Annotated in this window: 14 protein-coding genes and 2 tRNA genes; 4 read left to right on the plus strand and 12 right to left on the minus strand. The window is 58.3% G+C overall.

Going from position 1 to position 15,899, the window contains the following annotated elements; translation table 11 throughout:
* The first annotated feature begins 601 nt into the window (after positions 1–601).
* From pcnB to panC, 4 genes are read left to right on the plus strand one after another with little or no spacing between them, the layout of a single operon-like run.
* The gene (gene pcnB / locus Q0931_RS15445) at positions 602–1,945 is read left to right on the plus strand and encodes a polynucleotide adenylyltransferase PcnB (protein ID WP_299261886.1); all 1,344 of its coding nucleotides are present in this window, start codon (positions 602–604) and stop codon (positions 1,943–1,945) included.
* Positions 1,942–2,427 carry a 2-amino-4-hydroxy-6-hydroxymethyldihydropteridine diphosphokinase gene (folK, locus tag Q0931_RS15450; RefSeq protein ID WP_299261888.1) on the plus strand — a complete coding sequence of 162 codons (486 nt, stop codon included), beginning with the start codon at positions 1,942–1,944 and terminating at the stop codon, positions 2,425–2,427. The genes pcnB and folK overlap by 4 nt, the downstream gene beginning before the upstream one ends.
* A 46-nt stretch (positions 2,428–2,473) precedes the next feature.
* A complete protein-coding gene (gene panB, locus Q0931_RS15455; RefSeq protein ID WP_299261890.1) occupies positions 2,474–3,268 on the plus strand; it encodes a 3-methyl-2-oxobutanoate hydroxymethyltransferase in 795 nt (264 codons plus the stop codon).
* 18 nt (positions 3,269–3,286) lie between these two features.
* Positions 3,287–4,138, plus strand: a complete 852-nt coding sequence (panC, locus tag Q0931_RS15460) for a pantoate--beta-alanine ligase (protein WP_299261892.1) — start codon at positions 3,287–3,289, stop codon at positions 4,136–4,138.
* 60 nt (positions 4,139–4,198) lie between these two features.
* Here the strand turns inward: panC and pnp are convergent, their stop codons facing one another.
* From pnp to glmM, 12 genes are all read right to left on the minus strand, one after another.
* The gene (gene pnp, locus Q0931_RS15465) at positions 4,199–6,322 is read right to left on the minus strand and encodes a polyribonucleotide nucleotidyltransferase (protein ID WP_299261956.1); all 2,124 of its coding nucleotides are present in this window, start codon (positions 6,320–6,322) and stop codon (positions 4,199–4,201) included.
* Positions 6,323–6,476: 154 nt separating this feature from the next.
* On the minus strand, positions 6,477–6,746 hold the full coding sequence (gene rpsO / locus Q0931_RS15470; protein WP_086620828.1) for a 30S ribosomal protein S15: 270 nt from the start codon (positions 6,744–6,746) through the stop codon (positions 6,477–6,479).
* 75 nt (positions 6,747–6,821) lie between these two features.
* A complete protein-coding gene (truB, locus tag Q0931_RS15475; protein WP_299261897.1) occupies positions 6,822–7,742 on the minus strand; it encodes a tRNA pseudouridine(55) synthase TruB in 921 nt (306 codons plus the stop codon).
* A complete protein-coding gene (gene rbfA, locus Q0931_RS15480) occupies positions 7,742–8,146 on the minus strand; it encodes a 30S ribosome-binding factor RbfA (protein WP_299261899.1) in 405 nt (134 codons plus the stop codon). The genes truB and rbfA overlap by 1 nt, the downstream gene beginning before the upstream one ends.
* A 27-nt stretch (positions 8,147–8,173) precedes the next feature.
* On the minus strand, positions 8,174–10,699 hold the full coding sequence (gene infB / locus Q0931_RS15485; RefSeq protein WP_299261901.1) for a translation initiation factor IF-2: 2,526 nt from the start codon (positions 10,697–10,699) through the stop codon (positions 8,174–8,176).
* A gap of 41 nt (positions 10,700–10,740) precedes the next feature.
* Entirely contained in the window at positions 10,741–12,225 is a 1,485-nt protein-coding gene (gene nusA / locus Q0931_RS15490) for a transcription termination factor NusA (protein ID WP_086620832.1), read from the minus strand.
* A gap of 40 nt (positions 12,226–12,265) precedes the next feature.
* Complete coding sequence (gene rimP, locus Q0931_RS15495; protein ID WP_086623267.1) at positions 12,266–12,727, minus strand: ribosome maturation factor RimP; 462 nt, start codon at positions 12,725–12,727, stop codon at positions 12,266–12,268.
* Between the two features lie 151 nt (positions 12,728–12,878).
* A tRNA-Met gene (locus Q0931_RS15500) sits at positions 12,879–12,955 on the minus strand.
* 75 nt (positions 12,956–13,030) lie between these two features.
* A tRNA-Leu gene (locus Q0931_RS15505) sits at positions 13,031–13,117 on the minus strand.
* 147 nt (positions 13,118–13,264) lie between these two features.
* Positions 13,265–13,672, minus strand: coding sequence for a preprotein translocase subunit SecG (gene secG, locus Q0931_RS15510; protein ID WP_299261907.1), 408 nt, complete (start codon positions 13,670–13,672; stop codon positions 13,265–13,267).
* 4 nt (positions 13,673–13,676) lie between these two features.
* Complete coding sequence (gene tpiA, locus Q0931_RS15515; protein WP_299261908.1) at positions 13,677–14,426, minus strand: triose-phosphate isomerase; 750 nt, start codon at positions 14,424–14,426, stop codon at positions 13,677–13,679.
* A 109-nt stretch (positions 14,427–14,535) separates the two neighbouring features.
* Complete coding sequence (glmM, locus tag Q0931_RS15520; RefSeq protein ID WP_299261909.1) at positions 14,536–15,897, minus strand: phosphoglucosamine mutase; 1,362 nt, start codon at positions 15,895–15,897, stop codon at positions 14,536–14,538.
* Positions 15,898–15,899 lie beyond the last annotated feature (2 nt).

Raw genomic sequence — 15,899 nt, forward strand, 5'->3', positions numbered from 1 at the left:
CCAACAAAAACAATGCCCGGTGCCGATCGACAACCTTGCACAATAACAATATGAAAAGGTCCGTCATAAACGCGTGGATGAGCTGATAACAACAATAATAATGGCACCATCACGTACGAGGCGTTAATAACAACAATAAAGCCCTTTCGTTATCCACAGAATGCGATGTCATTGCAGCGTTGTACGACAATAACAACCCAACCCTGCGACACTCCGGAACAACAATAAAATCTTCGGAGCAGCCTTGTGGCTGTCGTTATGGAAGATTGTTTTGAATACGAGATGTTCGCAGCCGTTTTAGTACACAAAAACAATAGATCACGGCATATTGCGTTTGGTGAACATGGTACGTATTCAGGGCGATGCGCCATCACGAAGAAAAACACAATGCATCATCATTGGCGGGGAGACGAAAAATGTCTCCCCGTTTTCATTACCAAAACCTGACTTGTATGACAGGCTGCTTTGCAAGCTTTTGCTGCTCGGCTACACTGAGCTTCTGATCGGCGTCACGATTTATCAGGGCGCAGACAGATCGGGACATCATGGCCGTTATTTGATCGGCCTCCCGGAATTTCCATCAGGTCAACATGGCTTCACCTTGACGCCCACCATTCTTCCCCGCGATCAACATCCCATCTCTCGACGAATGCTCAGCGAAAATGCGCTGAAGGTACTTTATCGTCTCAACCAGGCAGGTTTTGAAGCCTATCTGGTGGGTGGATGTGTCAGAGATTCTCTTCTTGGGCAAGTGCCCAAGGATTTTGATGTTGCCACCAGTGCCACACCGGAACAGGTTCGCAGCGTCTTTCGCAATGCCCGCATGATCGGTCGACGATTTCGCATCGTTCATGTTCGTTTTGGACGTGAAATCATTGAGGTCACCACCTTTCGCGGTGGTCACGATACCGAAATGGCCGAGCGCCATTCACATCAGTCCGAAGAAGGGCTTTTGCTGCGTGACAACGTCTGGGGCAGTGTCGACGAAGACGCCATGCGTCGCGACTTTACGGTCAATGCGCTCTATTACAGCGTGCGTGACTTCGCCATTCACGACTGGACTGGCGGTCTTGAAGACCTTGAGCATCGTGTGCTTCGTCTGATCGGTGACCCGGACCTGCGTTACCGTGAAGATCCGGTCCGTATGCTTCGTGCCGTGCGCTTTGCCAGCAAGCTGGATTTTACCCTGGCTGCCGAAACCGAGGCACCGCTGGCAGACTGCGCATCACTGCTTTTGCAAATCCCCCCGGCGCGGCTGTTTGAAGAAGTACTCAAGCTCTTTCTGTCCGGTTACGCCCTGAGTACCTTTCACGGACTTAGACGTCATGGCCTGTTTGCCATGCTGTTTCCGGGTACCGAGGAGTCGCTTGCGCAGCTGAGCTGGGCCGAGAAGATGGTCGAGCAGGCGCTGATCAATACCGATGCGCGTATTCGGGCCGACAAGCCGGTGAGCCCGGCCTTTCTGTATGCCGCTCTGCTCTGGCCGGCCACGGTCGCGCAGACAGCGCAACTGATCAATGAGGGTGTGCCACCGGTGCCTGCTGCGCAGCAGGCCTCCCAGCAGGTATTGAACCGTCAGTTGCAGCACACGTCCATCCCCAAGCGCTTCAGCCTGCCCATGCGCGAAATCTGGGACATGCAACTGATGCTGCCACGACGACGGGGCAAGCGTCCCTATCAGACGCTGGTACATCCACGCTTTCGTGCGGCCTATGACTTTTTGCTGCTCAGGGAAACGGCCGGTGAAATAGCTTCGGGGCTTGGCCTCTGGTGGACCCGCTTTCAGGAAGCCAGCGAAACCCAGCAGCGTGAGATGGTGCAAAAGGCAGAACAGGGTCAGGATGATGTCCCCGTTGATGACGAGGGACCGGAAAGCATGCCCGCCCCTGCCCGCAAGCCCAGACGCCGCCGCAGACGTCGCGCGCCCCGGGATGACCAGGAATGAGTCACAGGGCCTGGATCGGATTGGGCAGCAATCTGGATCATCCTCGCCGGCAGGTCCTGAGCGCGCTTGAGGACCTCGCCGGATTACCTCTGACCAAACTCAGCGCCTGCTCTTCTCTTTACGGCAGCCGCCCGGTAGGCCCACAGGATCAGCCTGACTTCGTCAATGCCGTGGCAGTGCTGGACACACGTCTGTCACCGCTGGCGCTGCTCGATCAGCTTCAGGCACTGGAACAGCGTCATCGACGCGTACGCAAGCGTCACTGGGGACCTCGCACTCTGGATCTGGATCTTCTGCTCTATGACGACCGGGTGCTCGATCTTCCGCGCCTTGTCGTGCCTCACCCCTGGCTTGCCGAGCGTGCCTTCGTGGTCCAGCCCATGCTGGAAATTGCCCCTGAACTTTGCCTGCCCAACGGCCAGCCCTTGAACCGGCTTTCAGCGGCAGCGCCCTCGAATGACTTGAAGCGCCTGTCGCTCTGACCCTAGACTCGATCAGCCATACCGGCTGCTGACTGTCGAGGGATGCATGACCCGCCCCATTACCATCCGAACATTGAACGAACGCCGTGCGGCGGGACAGCCCTTCAGCTGTCTCACCGCCTATGACGCCACTCTGGCCACCCTGGCAGGCAAGGCCGGCATCGAGGTCCTGTTGATCGGGGATTCGCTGGGCATGGTGCTGCAGGGACACACGTCCACCCTGCCGGTCACCCTTGAAGACATGATCTATCACACCCGATGTGTAGCACGAGCCGGCACCTCCAGCCTGATCATGGCGGATCTGCCCTTCATGACCAATACCACCACGACGCAGACCCTGCAGGCCGCCGGGCAGCTGATGCAGGCAGGCGCACACATGATCAAGCTCGAAGGGGAGGCCTGGCTTGCCGAGACCGTCACGGCCCTGGTCCATCGTGGTGTGCCGGTCTGCGTGCATATGGGACTGACACCACAAAGCGTCAATGCGCTGGGCGGCTATCGCGTTCAGGGGCGCAACGATGAGCAGGCCGAGGCCATGCTGAAGGCTGCCATGATGCTGGAGCAGTCCGGTGCCGGTGTCATTTTGCTGGAGTGCGTGCCTTCTGAACTGGCCGGCCGCATCCGCGAGGCACTTCATGTCCCGGTCATTGGTATTGGCGCCGGCCCCGACGTTGATGGGCAGATTCTGGTCATGCACGACATGCTGGGCGCCACCACGGGACGACCGCCGAGATTCGTCAAGAACTTCATGGCAGAATCCGGCAGTATCGAGGGCGCCTTCAGGGCCTATCATGAGGCGGTCACCACCCGCTGCTTTCCCGCTCCCGAGCACTGTTTTTGAGTATGGGTACGACACGGCATGCAAACGTTTGACGATATTAAAGCCCTTCAACAAACGCTGGCGGACTGGCGCCGCGAAGGCCATCGAATCGCCCTGGTGCCGACCATGGGCAACCTCCATGAGGGCCATCTGAGGCTGGTGGATGCCGCACGACAGCACGCCGATCGTGTAGTGGCCACCGTTTTCGTTAATCCGCTGCAGTTTGGCCCTGACGAGGATCTGGATCGCTATCCACGCACACTTCTTGATGACCAGCGGCTTCTGGCCGGGCGCGGCTGTGATCTTCTGTTTGCCCCCAGTGTTGACACTCTCTATCCCGAAGGACAGTTCTCTCTGACCCGGGTAAGCGTTCCACAGGTCTCGGAAGGGCTGTGCGGCGCCCATCGCCCCGGACACTTTGACGGCGTGGCGACCGTGGTCAGTCTTCTTTTCAATCTGACGCGCCCTGATGTGGCCTGTTTTGGCGAGAAGGACTTTCAGCAGCTGGCGGTCATTCGAAAGCTGGTGCGCGATCAGCACATGCCCATTGATATCATTGGCGTACCCATCGCCCGTGACCATGACGGGCTGGCCCTGTCTTCACGCAATCGCTATCTGGATGAAGACGCGCGCGCTCAGGCAAGCCGGCTTTATCAATGCCTTGTGGATAGTGCCCAACGCCTTGAGCAGGGAGCCAACAGCGAGCAGGTGCTGGCGAAGGGACTGCAACAGCTACAACAGGCAGGATTTCGACCCGAGTATCTGGCGCTGTGCGATGCCACCACGCTGTGCCCAATCAGCACATGGCAACCCGGCGCGGTGTTGCTGGCGGCAGCCCGACTGGGAAATACACGGCTGATCGATAATCTGTCCCACGATAGCGCTTCGTAGTTTTTCCTGACACATAAAAAAAACCCCGCATTCGCGGGGTTTTCTGAAATTGCCGGAAAATTACTCTTCCAGCGTGGCCTCGAAGGCAGCCTTCTCTTCTTCACCAACTTCCTTGATGGAAAGCTTCACGCGACCGCGGTTGTCAATATCCAGTACCTTGACGGTCACCATCTGCCCTTCACTGAGGAAGTCACGCACGTCATTGACGCGCTCGGGGACAATCTGGGAAATATGAACCAGTCCGTCAGTACCCGGCATGAAGTTGACGAAGGCGCCAAAGTCAGCGATACGCACGACCTTGCCTCGATAGAGCTTATTGATTTCGGCTTCGGCCGTGATCCCCATGACGGTATCCATGGCCTTTTGCGCACCCGCCTTGGTCTCGGCATAGATGCGCACGCTGCCATCGTCGTCGATATCGATCGAGGCACCGGTGTCTTCGCAAATCTGGCGAATGGTGGCGCCACCCTTGCCGATAACGTCACGGATCTTTTCGGGATCGATCTTGAGACGGGCCATGGTGGGCGCATGCTCGGCCACTTCGCCACGGCTCTGCGCGATCACACGGTTCATCTCGACCAGGATATGCTGACGGGCATGGAAGGCCTGCTCCAGCGCCTTTTCCATGATCTCTTCATTGATCCCTTCGATCTTGATATCCATCTGCAGCGCGGTGATACCGTCAACGGAACCCGCCACCTTGAAGTCCATGTCACCCAGGTGATCTTCATCGCCCAGAATGTCGGTCAGAACGGCGAAGCGATCGTTTTCCTTGACCAGACCCATGGCAATACCGGCCACCGGCGCCTTCAGCGGCACACCGGCGTCCATCAGGGCCAGCGAAGAGCCACAGACAGAGGCCATCGAGCTGGAACCGTTGGACTCGGTGATCTCGGAGACCACGCGAATCGAATAGGGGAAATCGTCGGCAGAGGGCAGCATGGCCGCGATACCACGGCGCGCCAGGCGGCCATGACCGATCTCGCGGCGCTTGGGCGAACCAATGAAGCCGGCCTCGCCCACGCTGTAGGGCGGGAAGTTGTAGTGCAGCATGAAGCGATCATGGCGCTCGCCGGCAAGACCTTCCACCAGCTGCGCATCCCGGGTCGTGCCCAGTGTCGTGGTCACGATGGCCTGGGTTTCACCACGCGTAAAGATGGCAGAGCCATGGGTGCGCGGCAGAGCACCGACTTCGATATCCAGCGCGCGCACGGTGGCATGATCACGGCCATCGATGCGCGGCTCGCCGTTGAGGACACGCTCGCGAACGATACGCTTCTCGAGTTTGGCAAAGCCGTTGCTCACGTCTTCGCTGCTGTAAAGTGCCGCGTCACCTTCAGCCAGTTGCGCCTTCGCCTGGGCCTTGAGCTCACTCAGACGATCCTGACGCGCCATCTTGTCGGTGATACGGTAGGCTTCGCCGATGCCTGCCTCAAAACCGCTGACCAGCGCCTCCTTGAGCGCGGCATTCTCGGCCTGGGGCTGCCAGTCCCATTTGGCCTTGCCGCCTTCACTGACAAATTCGTTGATGGCCTTGATGGCCACCTGCATTTCTTCATGGGCAAACAGCACGGCGCCGAGCATTTCGTCTTCGGAAAGCTCTTTTGCCTCGGACTCGACCATCAGCACGGCTTTTTCGGTACCGGCCACAACCATGTCGAGTTCAGACGCCTGCAGCTCTTCCTGAGTGGGGTTGATGAAATAACCGCGCTCGTTGGTGAAAGCGACGCGCGCAGCACCGATCGGACCGGCAAAGGGCACACCGGAGATGGCCAGCGCCGCCGAGGTACCCAGCATGGCAGCGATATCAGGATCCTGATGACGTTCAGCCGAAAGTACCGTGCAGACGACCTGCACCTCGTTCATGAAGCCCTTGGGGAACAGCGGACGGATCGGGCGATCGATCAGACGCGAGGTCAGCGTCTCCTTTTCACTGGGACGTCCTTCGCGCTTGAAAAACCCACCCGGGATCTTGCCGACCGAATAGGTCTTTTCCTGATAGTGCACGGAAAGGGGGAAGAAATCCTGACCAGGCTTGGTGTCCTTTCGAGCAACCACCGTACACAGCACCACCGTGTTGTCCATGGTGACCAGTACGCTGCCGGTGGCCTGACGTGCCAGACGGCCGGTTTCCAGTGTGACGCTGTGATTGCCGTATTGAAATGTCTTTTTAACCGCGTTCAATGCGTTGTCCTTTTCTCGTAAACCATTCATCTACTTTCGATGTCATCTTAAAATCAAACGCCCCAGGTGTCACTCTCACCCGACCGGCACAACAAAAAACAGGCGGCTCCCGAGGGGGAGCCGCCTGTCAGTTCGTACCGGAAAAGCGACGCAATCAGCGACGCAGGCCCAGACGAGAAATGATCTGCTGGTAGCGATCAAAATTCTTGCGCTTGAGGTAATCCAGCAGCTTGCGGCGCTGGTTAACCATGCGGATCAGACCACGACGCGAGTGATGGTCCTGCTTGTGATCCTTGAAATGGCTCTGCAGTGTGACGATGTTGTCCGTCAGCAGGGCAATCTGGACTTCCGGCGAGCCGGTGTCGTTTTCAACGGTACCGAATTCCTTGACGATTTCGGCCTTGCGTTCGGCAGTCAGTGCCATGTTACTTCTCCAGTCTAATATGCCTGAGCATTGATAAATGTCGAAGACCACGCATATTTGCAGTCTTCGCGAACCCTACCGACGCTCGTCGGCAGTATTGATTAGCCGGCGAGGCGAACACTGCCCCGACCCGCTGATAGTGACCACGCCCAGAAGGTTGTGGTCATGATAAAGTCTGGCCGCGCTGCCTTCTGCCAGCCCGAGTGTCTCAAGCGCAATGGGCTGACCCTGCAGGATACGCCGCGCCCCGTCATCATCGGTGGTCAATGCCGGAAGATGGCTGATCAGCGCATCCACGGGCAATAACCTTTCAAGACGCTGCTCATCGCTCATCGACTCAAGCGTCTCGATATCGAGCATGTCACTGCCATCAAAGGGCCCGGTTCTGAGCCGACGCAGCCCTTCAAGATGCGCCCCACAGCCAAGATGTTCGCCGATCTCCTCGGCCAGCGTGCGGATATAGGTGCCCTTGCTGACGCTGACATCCAGCGAAAAACCCTGCGCATGTCGCGAGGTGAGCGCGATATCATAAATGCTCACACGTCTGGGTGCACGCGCAATCTCTCGCCCGGCACGGGCATGCTCATAGAGCGGACGCCCCTGATGCTTGAGTGCCGAATACATCGGCGGCACCTGGTCGATCTCGCCGAGAAAACCGGAAAGCACCTGTTCGACATCACTGTCATTCAATGAAGGGACAGGACACTCCCTGATCACCTCGCCTTCACGATCACCGGTATCGGTGACAGCGCCCAGACGCACTTCTGCCAGATAGCGCTTGTCGGCATCCAGCAGCCAGGACGAAAACTTGGTCGCCTCTCCGAGACAGATGGGCAAAAGCCCGGTGGCCATGGGGTCCAGCGTACCGGTGTGTCCGGCCTTTTGCGCCTGGTAAAGCCCGCGCACCTGCTGCAGTGCGCGATTTGACGTCATGCCACCACTCTTGTCGAGCAGCAGCACGCCATCAATGGGGCGACCGCGACGTCGTCTTGCCATCAGTCGCTGCGCTCCGAACCCTCTCCATCGTCTTCCGGAGCCCGTTCACGATCGGACTGCACGGCACGCTCGATCAGACTCGACAGCGCATGCCCACGGCTGACGGACTCATCGAAGTGAAAGCGAAGCTCGGGCACATGCCTGAGCTTCATGGTCCGGGCAACGCGCGAGCGCAAAAACCCGCTGGCCCGCTTGAGCACGGCCAGGTTTTCACGAATGCGCTCCGGATCATTTTCACCCATCAGGGTGACGTGAACATCGGCATAGCCCAGATCACGACTGACATCGGCCGACGTGACCGTCACCATGCCCAGCCGGGGATCCTTGACCTCACGCTGGATAAGCTGTGCCAGCTCGTGGGCCAGCTGCTCGCCTACCCGATCCGTACGACTGAATTCACGCATGAATCGCTCCCGTCATGGGTGCAGCGCTCACAGGGAGCGCTGAACCTCGATCTGGTCGAAGACTTCGATCTTGTCACCGACCTGGACATCATTGTAGTTACGTACGCCGATGCCGCACTCCATGCCGTTACGCACTTCGCTGACGTCGTCCTTGAAGCGGCGCAGGGATTCCAGCTCCCCTTCATAGACCACCACGTTTTCACGCAGGACACGGATACGCTTGTTCCGGTGTACGCTGCCTTCAATCACCATGCAACCGGCGACAGCGCCGATTTTCGGAGCGCGGAAGACGTCACGAACCTCGGCCACACCCACGATGTCTTCACGCCATTCCGGCGCCAGCATACCGCTCATCGCCAGCTTGACCTCATCGATAAGCTGATAGATGACGCTGTAGTAGCGCAGATCCAGGCCTTCACGCTCGACGATTTCACGTGAAGAGGCATCGGCACGGACGTTGAAGCCAACGATGATGGCATTCGAGGCCACGGCCAGGTTGGTGTCGGTTTCGGTAATGCCGCCCACACCTGAGGAAACCACAGCCACCTTGACTTCATCAGTCGACAGCTCTTCAAGTGCGCCGCGAATGGCTTCCAGCGAGCCCTGCACGTCGGCCTTGAGTACGATGTTGACCGTTGCGGTTTCGTCCTGACCCATCTGGCTGAACATGTTCTCCAGCTTGGCCTTCTGCTGGCGTGCCAGACGCACTTCGCGATACTTGCCCTGACGGAAGTTGGCCACTTCACGCGCCTTCTTCTCATCGGCCACGACCATGAAGTCATCACCGGCTTCCGGCGTACCGCCCAGACCGAGAATCTCGACCGGCATGGAAGGTCCGGCTTCATCGACCTGCTTGCCCAGCTCGTTGACCAGCGCACGCACGCGACCGTAATGGAGACCGGCCAGTACCACGTCGCCCTTTTTGAGCGTTCCGTTTTGTACCAGTACGGTGGCGACCGGCCCACGGCCGCGATCCAGACGGGACTCGACCACAACACCCTTGCCGGGTGCCTCGGGAACCGCCTTTAGCTCCAGAACTTCGGAGACCAGCAGCACGGCTTCCAGCAGTCCATCAATGTTTTCACCGCTTTTGGCAGAAACATGAACGAACTGGGTATCACCGCCCCACTCTTCCGAAATCACGCCGCGCTGAGACAGCTCGTTGCGAACTCGATCCGGATCAGCACCAGCCTTGTCGATCTTGTTGACCGCCACGACCAGCGGGACACCCGCGGCCTTGGCATGCTCGATGGCCTCAACTGTCTGCGGCATGACACCGTCATCGGCCGCCACAACAAGGATAACGACGTCCGTGGCCTGTGCACCACGTGCACGCATGGCCGTAAAGGCAGCGTGACCGGGGGTGTCGAGGAAGGTCACATCACCGTTTTCATGCTCGACGTGATAGGCACCGATATGCTGGGTGATACCGCCGGCTTCACCGGTGGCAACCTTTGTACGGCGAATGTAGTCCAGCAGCGAGGTCTTGCCGTGGTCAACGTGCCCCATGACGGTAACGACCGGCGCACGCGTGATCTGTTCGCCTTCGTAGGAGATGTTCTCGAGTACTTCCGTCTCGAGTGCGTCTTCCTTCACCAGCTTGGGCGTATGTCCCATTTCTTCAACCACGATCGCGGCAGTATCCTGATCGATGGTCTGGTTGATGGTGACGGCTGCGCCCATCTTGAACATGGCCTTGATGACTTCGTTGGCCTTGATGGCCATCTTGTCGGCAAGGTCTGCCACGCTGATGGATTCAGGGATCGGCACTTCGCGGACGATATTCTGAACCGGCTTCTGGAAGCCATGTGCGTTGTCGCTGCGACCGCTACCGCCACGACGGCTGCCACGGCGCTGCTCGGCACGCTTGACCTTTTTGCCGCCACGCTTGCGTTCGTTGCGCTCGCTACGCTCATCGGCATCATCACGACGTTCGTCACGACGACCACCCGCTGACTTGCCACCTTCTCCGCGACGAGCTGTACGACGACTGTTGTCATTGCGCGGCTCGCGGGGAGGCGCTTCAACGGCAGGCGCGCTATCGCCGGTATCTTCCGAAGGCGCAACAACGGCAGCTTCTACCGGTGCGGCGTTGCTCGCGGTCGTTTCGGAGACAGGTGCTGTCGACTCGGCAGTCGCTGCTTCCGTTGCGGCCTGTGCAGGCGCTTCAGATGCTGTCGGTGCCGCGGCATTGCCGGTCTGCTCGGCCGCGGGCGCCTGATCCTGAGACTCCTGCTCGCCGTTTTCCTCGTCGCCACGCTTGACGTAGGTACGCTTTTTACGAACCTGCACCTCGATGGTCTTGTTGCGACCATCGCCGGTGCGAATCTTGCTGCGCGTCTTGCGCGTCATGGTAATGCGGTTCTTGTTACCGCGTGCACCAGCGCCGCCGTGGCTTTTGGTGAGATAATCGAGCAGCTTCTGCTTGTCTTCTTCCGAGACGGCATCATTTTCTGCCTTGTGAGGCAGACCTGCTTCGCTCATCTGCTCCAGCAGGCGGCTGACATCACGCCCCACCTTGCCGGCAAATTCCTTGACTGTTGTTTCTGCCATTTATGACCTCCTGAACCCGTGACCTGTCGCGATACGATGGATTATTCGAACCACGGCGCCCGGGCCGTCATGATCAGTGCCGCTGCGCGTTCTTCATCCATTCCCTCAATATCCTTGAGGTCTTCAATGGACTGCTCGGCAAGATCTTCCATGGTGATAATTCCTCGCCCGGCCAGTCGGTAGGCAAGATGCTGATCCATACCCTCCATCGAGAGCAGATCCTCGGCGGGCGCGGTGCCGTCCAGTTCTTCTTCGGATTTGATCGCCAGATTGAGCAATTCATCCTTGGCACGCGCACGCAGCTCTTCGACCAGCGACTCATCAAAGCCGTCGACTTCCAGCATCTCTTCCAGCGGGACATAGGCCACTTCTTCCAGCGAAGTGAAACCCTCTTCCACCAGCAGTCGTGCCATCTCTTCATCAACATCCAGATGGTTGATGAAGTATTCGATATAGCTGTCGAGTTCCTGCTCGCGGCGCCCTTCGGCTTCCTCCTCCGTCATGACGTTGAGCGTCCAGCCTGTCAGCTCACTCGCCAGACGTACGTTCTGACCACTGCGGCCAATGGCCTGCGCCAGATTGTCTTCACCGACCGCGACATCCATGGCATGCGTGTCTTCATCCACCAGGATGGAAGCTACATCAGCAGGGGCCATGGCATTGATGACCAGCTGAGCAGGATTATCGTCCCAAAGCACGATATCCACACGCTCGTTGCGAAGTTCGTTCGAAACGGCCTGAACCCTTGAGCCACGCATGCCGACACAGGCACCAACAGGATCGATACGACGGTCGTTGGTCTTGACGGCAATCTTGGCACGAGAGCCCGGATCACGCGCCGCACCCTTGATTTCAATCAGCTGTTCCGAGATTTCGGGAACCTCAATGGTAAACAGCTCCACCAGAAATTCGGGCCGTGTACGGGACAGAATCAGCTGGGCGCCGCGCGCTTCGGGATCCACACGCCATAGCAGGGCCCTGACACGCTCGTTGAGACGATAACGCTCGCCCGGGATCATTTCACCGCGTGGCAGAAAACCTTCCGCGTTGTCGCCCAGATCAATGATCAGGCCATCGCGTGTGGTTTTCTTGACACTACCGCCCACCAGTTCGCCTTCGCGCTCGGCATACTGACGCACAATTTCGGCGCGCTCGGCCTCACGCACCTTCTGCACGATGACCTGCTTGGCTGTCTGGGCGGCAATTCGACCAAATTCGGCTGACTCGATCTGCTCTTCGACCACGGCACCCAGACCCAGCGGCTCATCACGCTCTTCAGCAGCTCCCAGCGGAATTTGACGTGCTGAAGTGATGTAGTCTTCATCAGGCACAACTGTCCAGCGCCTGAAGGTGTCATAGTCACCGGAGTGACGATCGATACGAACCCGGATATCAACATCCTTGCCTTCGTAGCGCTTGCGGGAGGCGCTGGCCAGCGCCGCCTCGACGGCTTCGAAAATAATGTCGCGGGGGACACCCTTTTCATTCGATATCGCATCGACGACCAGCAAAATATCCTTGCTCATGCCTGTGCCTCGCCAGAAAAGTCCTTGTTATCATCAAGCATCAGTTATCAAACCCGGGCACGACACGTGCCTGCTCAATGGTCTCGATAGGAAATCCATACTCTTCGTCATTGAACTGCAGCAGCACCTCATCGCCATCAACTCCTGCCAGCAGCCCCTTGAAACGACGCTGACCCTCGAAGGGCGCGCGCAGTTTCAACGTAATCGTGTGACCGGCAAACCGGGCAAAATGTGACAGGGAATAAAGCGGGCGATCCATCCCGGGAGAGGACACTTCAAGTTGATACTGTCCGGGGAGAGGGTCTTCTACATCCAGAAGAGCACTTACCTGCCGACTGACATCGGCACAATCATCCACACCAACACCATTTTCGTGTTCGATATAGACAACCAGCTTGGAATGCTTGCCCTGGGCACTGTAATCGATGCCCCAGAGCTCGAAGCCGAGCGCTGCGACGGCGGGTTCTATCAGCGTATGCAGTGTTTCTTGCCTGGTTGGCACGACATGGCCTCCTGCAGTGGCATCAGGCACCTGAGCGAAAATACAGGAGAGCAGATGAGGTGACTGATGAGCGATCTTGTTGCGCTGTAACAAAAAGCCCCTTCAATGGAAGGGGCTTTTCGGGAAAAATTTCCATCCATTGACACTTGGATGGTAGCGGGGGCCGGATTTGAACCGACGACCTTCGGGTTATGAGCCCGACGAGCTACCAGGCTGCTCCACCCCGCATCAATAGCGCAATCAGTATAAGGACTTTGTCCTGCCGAATCAACATGATCCGTCTGTCGCGACTTGCAGTTCCGATGGTGCCGAAGGCGGGACTTGAACCCGCACGACCATAAGGTCACTACCCCCTCAAGATAGCGTGTCTACCAATTCCACCACTTCGGCTTTCGGTTTGACAGAAACCTGCTTTCTGTCTTGCTCGGCATTTCTGCCGAACCAGTGACAAAGCCCTGCTGAATCGAGCGCCTCATCACTGGCGCGAGATTATGCATCCCATGACATGATTCGTCAAGCGATGCACGACCTCATGCATCAATTATCGTTGCTGCTGCCTGTAGAAGGGACGCTCAACCCATCGTCACTACCACTTTCAGCGCCCTGCTGGGCAGCGGGCGCCCGAGGCGCGTCGTCACCATCATCCAGACTCGGCGCACTGGTACGCTGCTGCTCGATCACGCGGGCATCGGGAATACCGCTTTGTGAATCGCCGCCACGATCGACCAGCCAAGCAAGCCCCAGCGACGTTACAAAGAACAGCGCAGCGAGCACGCCTGTCAGACGGGCAAGTGTCTTGGAGGCACCCTGCGAGCCCAGTACCGTTTGTGAAGCACCGCCTCCAAAGGCAGCGCCAGCCTCGGCTCCCTTGCCGCGCTGCAAGAGCACCAGAGCAATCAGGCTGATGGCAAGAAGGACGTGAATCAAAATGATGGCAACGTACATTTAATCAACCTGCTGCGTGACAAATCGCAATAAAGTCATCGGGTTTAAGCGAGGCGCCGCCTATCAGCCCCCCATCGATATCCGGCTGGGAAAGAAGATCGGCAGCGTTGTCGGCCTTCATGCTACCGCCATAAAGCAGACGCATGCCTTCCCCCAGAGCGGGATCCTTACCTGACAGCCAGGAACGGATCATGGCATGCACCTCTTGCGCCTGCTCAGGCGTGGCGGTGCGGCCCGTACCAATGGCCCAGACCGGCTCATAAGCAATGACCAGCCGTGAGCACTGCTCCTGTGAAAGCGCATCCATGACCGTTCGAACCTGACCCAGCACCACCTTTTCCACCTGATCTGCTTCACGCTCTTCGAGCGTCTCACCCACACACAGTATGGGAATCAGACCGGCATCAAGGGCTACCTTAACGCGAACAAGCACGGCCTGGTCATCTTCATTGAACAGGGTACGGCGTTCGGAATGTCCCACCAGCACATGGCTGACACCGCACTCGCTCAACAGAGAGGCGCTGACTTCACCGGTATAGGCCCCGGATGCTTCAGGGTGGAGCGTCTGGGCACCGAGTCCGACACCACTTCCCTCCAGCATCTTCCCTGCTGACATAAGCAGCGTGAAAGGCGGAATAATGGTGACATCAACACTGGAGGAAATCCGCGCCGACGACAGTGTCTGACTCATGGTTTCCAGCAGCGCCAGCGAACCATTCATCTTCCAGTTGCCGGCAATCAGCGGCTTACGCATGGTGACTTCTCCCTAGCCTGTCGGGAACAGGAAAGTATTGGTAGACGCCTCCGCAAGGAGGGCGATGTTAATGGAGCGATGGCGTGAACACAACCATGCCCCGTTTTCTTCAACCCTGGGCAGATGTCATGCCCTGCTCGATTTCATCGGCAATTTTCTGTGCCAACGCCTGAACATCAAAGCGCGGACGGCCTTCAACCATAACGCGAATCAGTGGTTCGGTGCCCGACGGCCTGAGCAGCACACGCCCGGATTCACCCAGCGTCTTCTCGACATCCCGGACGGCCCCGGCCACCGGAGCGCTTTCCATCAGCGCAGTCTTGTCAATGCCGGGCACCAGGCGCACGTTGATCAGCGCCTGCGGGGCCTTTTCCATCCCTTCAAGCAGTTCATCAAGGCTTCGCTCCTCAATCACCATGGTGGCCAGCACCTGCAGGGCAGACACAATGCCGTCGCCGGTTGTCTGGGCATGACCACACAGGATATGGCCCGAAGACTCCCCGCCCAGATGCCAGTCACGCGCCTGCATCCGCTCGATGACATAGCGGTCGCCAACCCTGGCACGCTCAAAGGGAATACCCAGCTCTTCGAACGCCGACGCCAGTCCAAAATTGCTCATCAGCGTACCGACCACGCCACCACCCAGCACACCGCGACGATGACGATCGCGAGCAATGATGTAGAGAATGTCGTCACCATCCACGATGCGACCGGAGTGATCCACCATGATCACACGATCACCGTCGCCATCAAAAGCGATGCCGAGATCAGCACCGGTCTCGAGCACCTTCTCGCGCATGACTTCCGGATGAGTAGAGCCGACCTGCTGGTTGATGTTGAGACCGTCGGGCGTGACCCCCAGCGTAATGACTTCGGCACCCAGTTCACGGAAGACATTGGGCGCAATGTGGTAGGTGGCACCGTTGGCGCAGTCGATGACGATTTTCAGACCATGCAGGCCGAAGCGGTTGGGGACCGTGGACTTGCAGAATTCGATATAGCGTCCGGCCGCATCCTCGATGCGCACCGCCTTGCCCAGTCTGTCAGGCCCTACCGTTTCCTGAAGCCCTTCGAGCTCCCGCTCGATCTCGTCTTCCAGCGCATCAGGCAGCTTGGTGCCGTGCTGTGAAAAGAACTTGATGCCGTTATCCTGATACGGATTGTGTGAGGCGCTGATCACGACGCCTGCGCTGGCGCGCAGTGTACTGGTCAGATAGGCAATGCCCGGTGTGGGCATCGGTCCCAGCAGGGCTACATCTACCCCGGCTGCCGAAAAACCGGCTTCCAGTGCTGACTCGAACATATAGCCGGAGATACGGGTATCCTTGCCGATCAGCACGCGTGCGCGACGGTTCTGACGTGCAAAGACACGACCGGCAGCCCAGCCCAGACGCAGCATGAAATCTGCCGTAATGGGCGCTTGGCCGACCGTGCCGCGAATACCATCCGTACCGAAATATTGTCTTGCCATTG

Source organism: uncultured Kushneria sp., assembly GCF_947497025.1.
Lineage (GTDB): Bacteria > Pseudomonadota > Gammaproteobacteria > Pseudomonadales > Halomonadaceae > Kushneria.

Coding starts and splice junctions, on each gene's coding strand:
- rbfA (WP_299261899.1), bottom strand. CDS start 8,146: ATGCGTGAATTCAGTCGTACGGATCGGGTAGGCGAGCAGCTGGCCCAC.
- nusA (WP_086620832.1), bottom strand. CDS start 12,225: ATGAGCAAGGATATTTTGCTGGTCGTCGATGCGATATCGAATGAAAAG.
- truB (WP_299261897.1), bottom strand. CDS start 7,742: ATGGCAAGACGACGTCGCGGTCGCCCCATTGATGGCGTGCTGCTGCTC.
- folK (WP_299261888.1), top strand. CDS start 1,942: ATGAGTCACAGGGCCTGGATCGGATTGGGCAGCAATCTGGATCATCCT.
- rpsO (WP_086620828.1), bottom strand. CDS start 6,746: ATGGCACTGACTGCCGAACGCAAGGCCGAAATCGTCAAGGAATTCGGT.
- infB (WP_299261901.1), bottom strand. CDS start 10,699: ATGGCAGAAACAACAGTCAAGGAATTTGCCGGCAAGGTGGGGCGTGAT.
- tpiA (WP_299261908.1), bottom strand. CDS start 14,426: ATGCGTAAGCCGCTGATTGCCGGCAACTGGAAGATGAATGGTTCGCTG.
- panB (WP_299261890.1), top strand. CDS start 2,474: ATGACCCGCCCCATTACCATCCGAACATTGAACGAACGCCGTGCGGCG.
- panC (WP_299261892.1), top strand. CDS start 3,287: ATGCAAACGTTTGACGATATTAAAGCCCTTCAACAAACGCTGGCGGAC.
- secG (WP_299261907.1), bottom strand. CDS start 13,672: ATGTACGTTGCCATCATTTTGATTCACGTCCTTCTTGCCATCAGCCTG.
- glmM (WP_299261909.1), bottom strand. CDS start 15,897: ATGGCAAGACAATATTTCGGTACGGATGGTATTCGCGGCACGGTCGGC.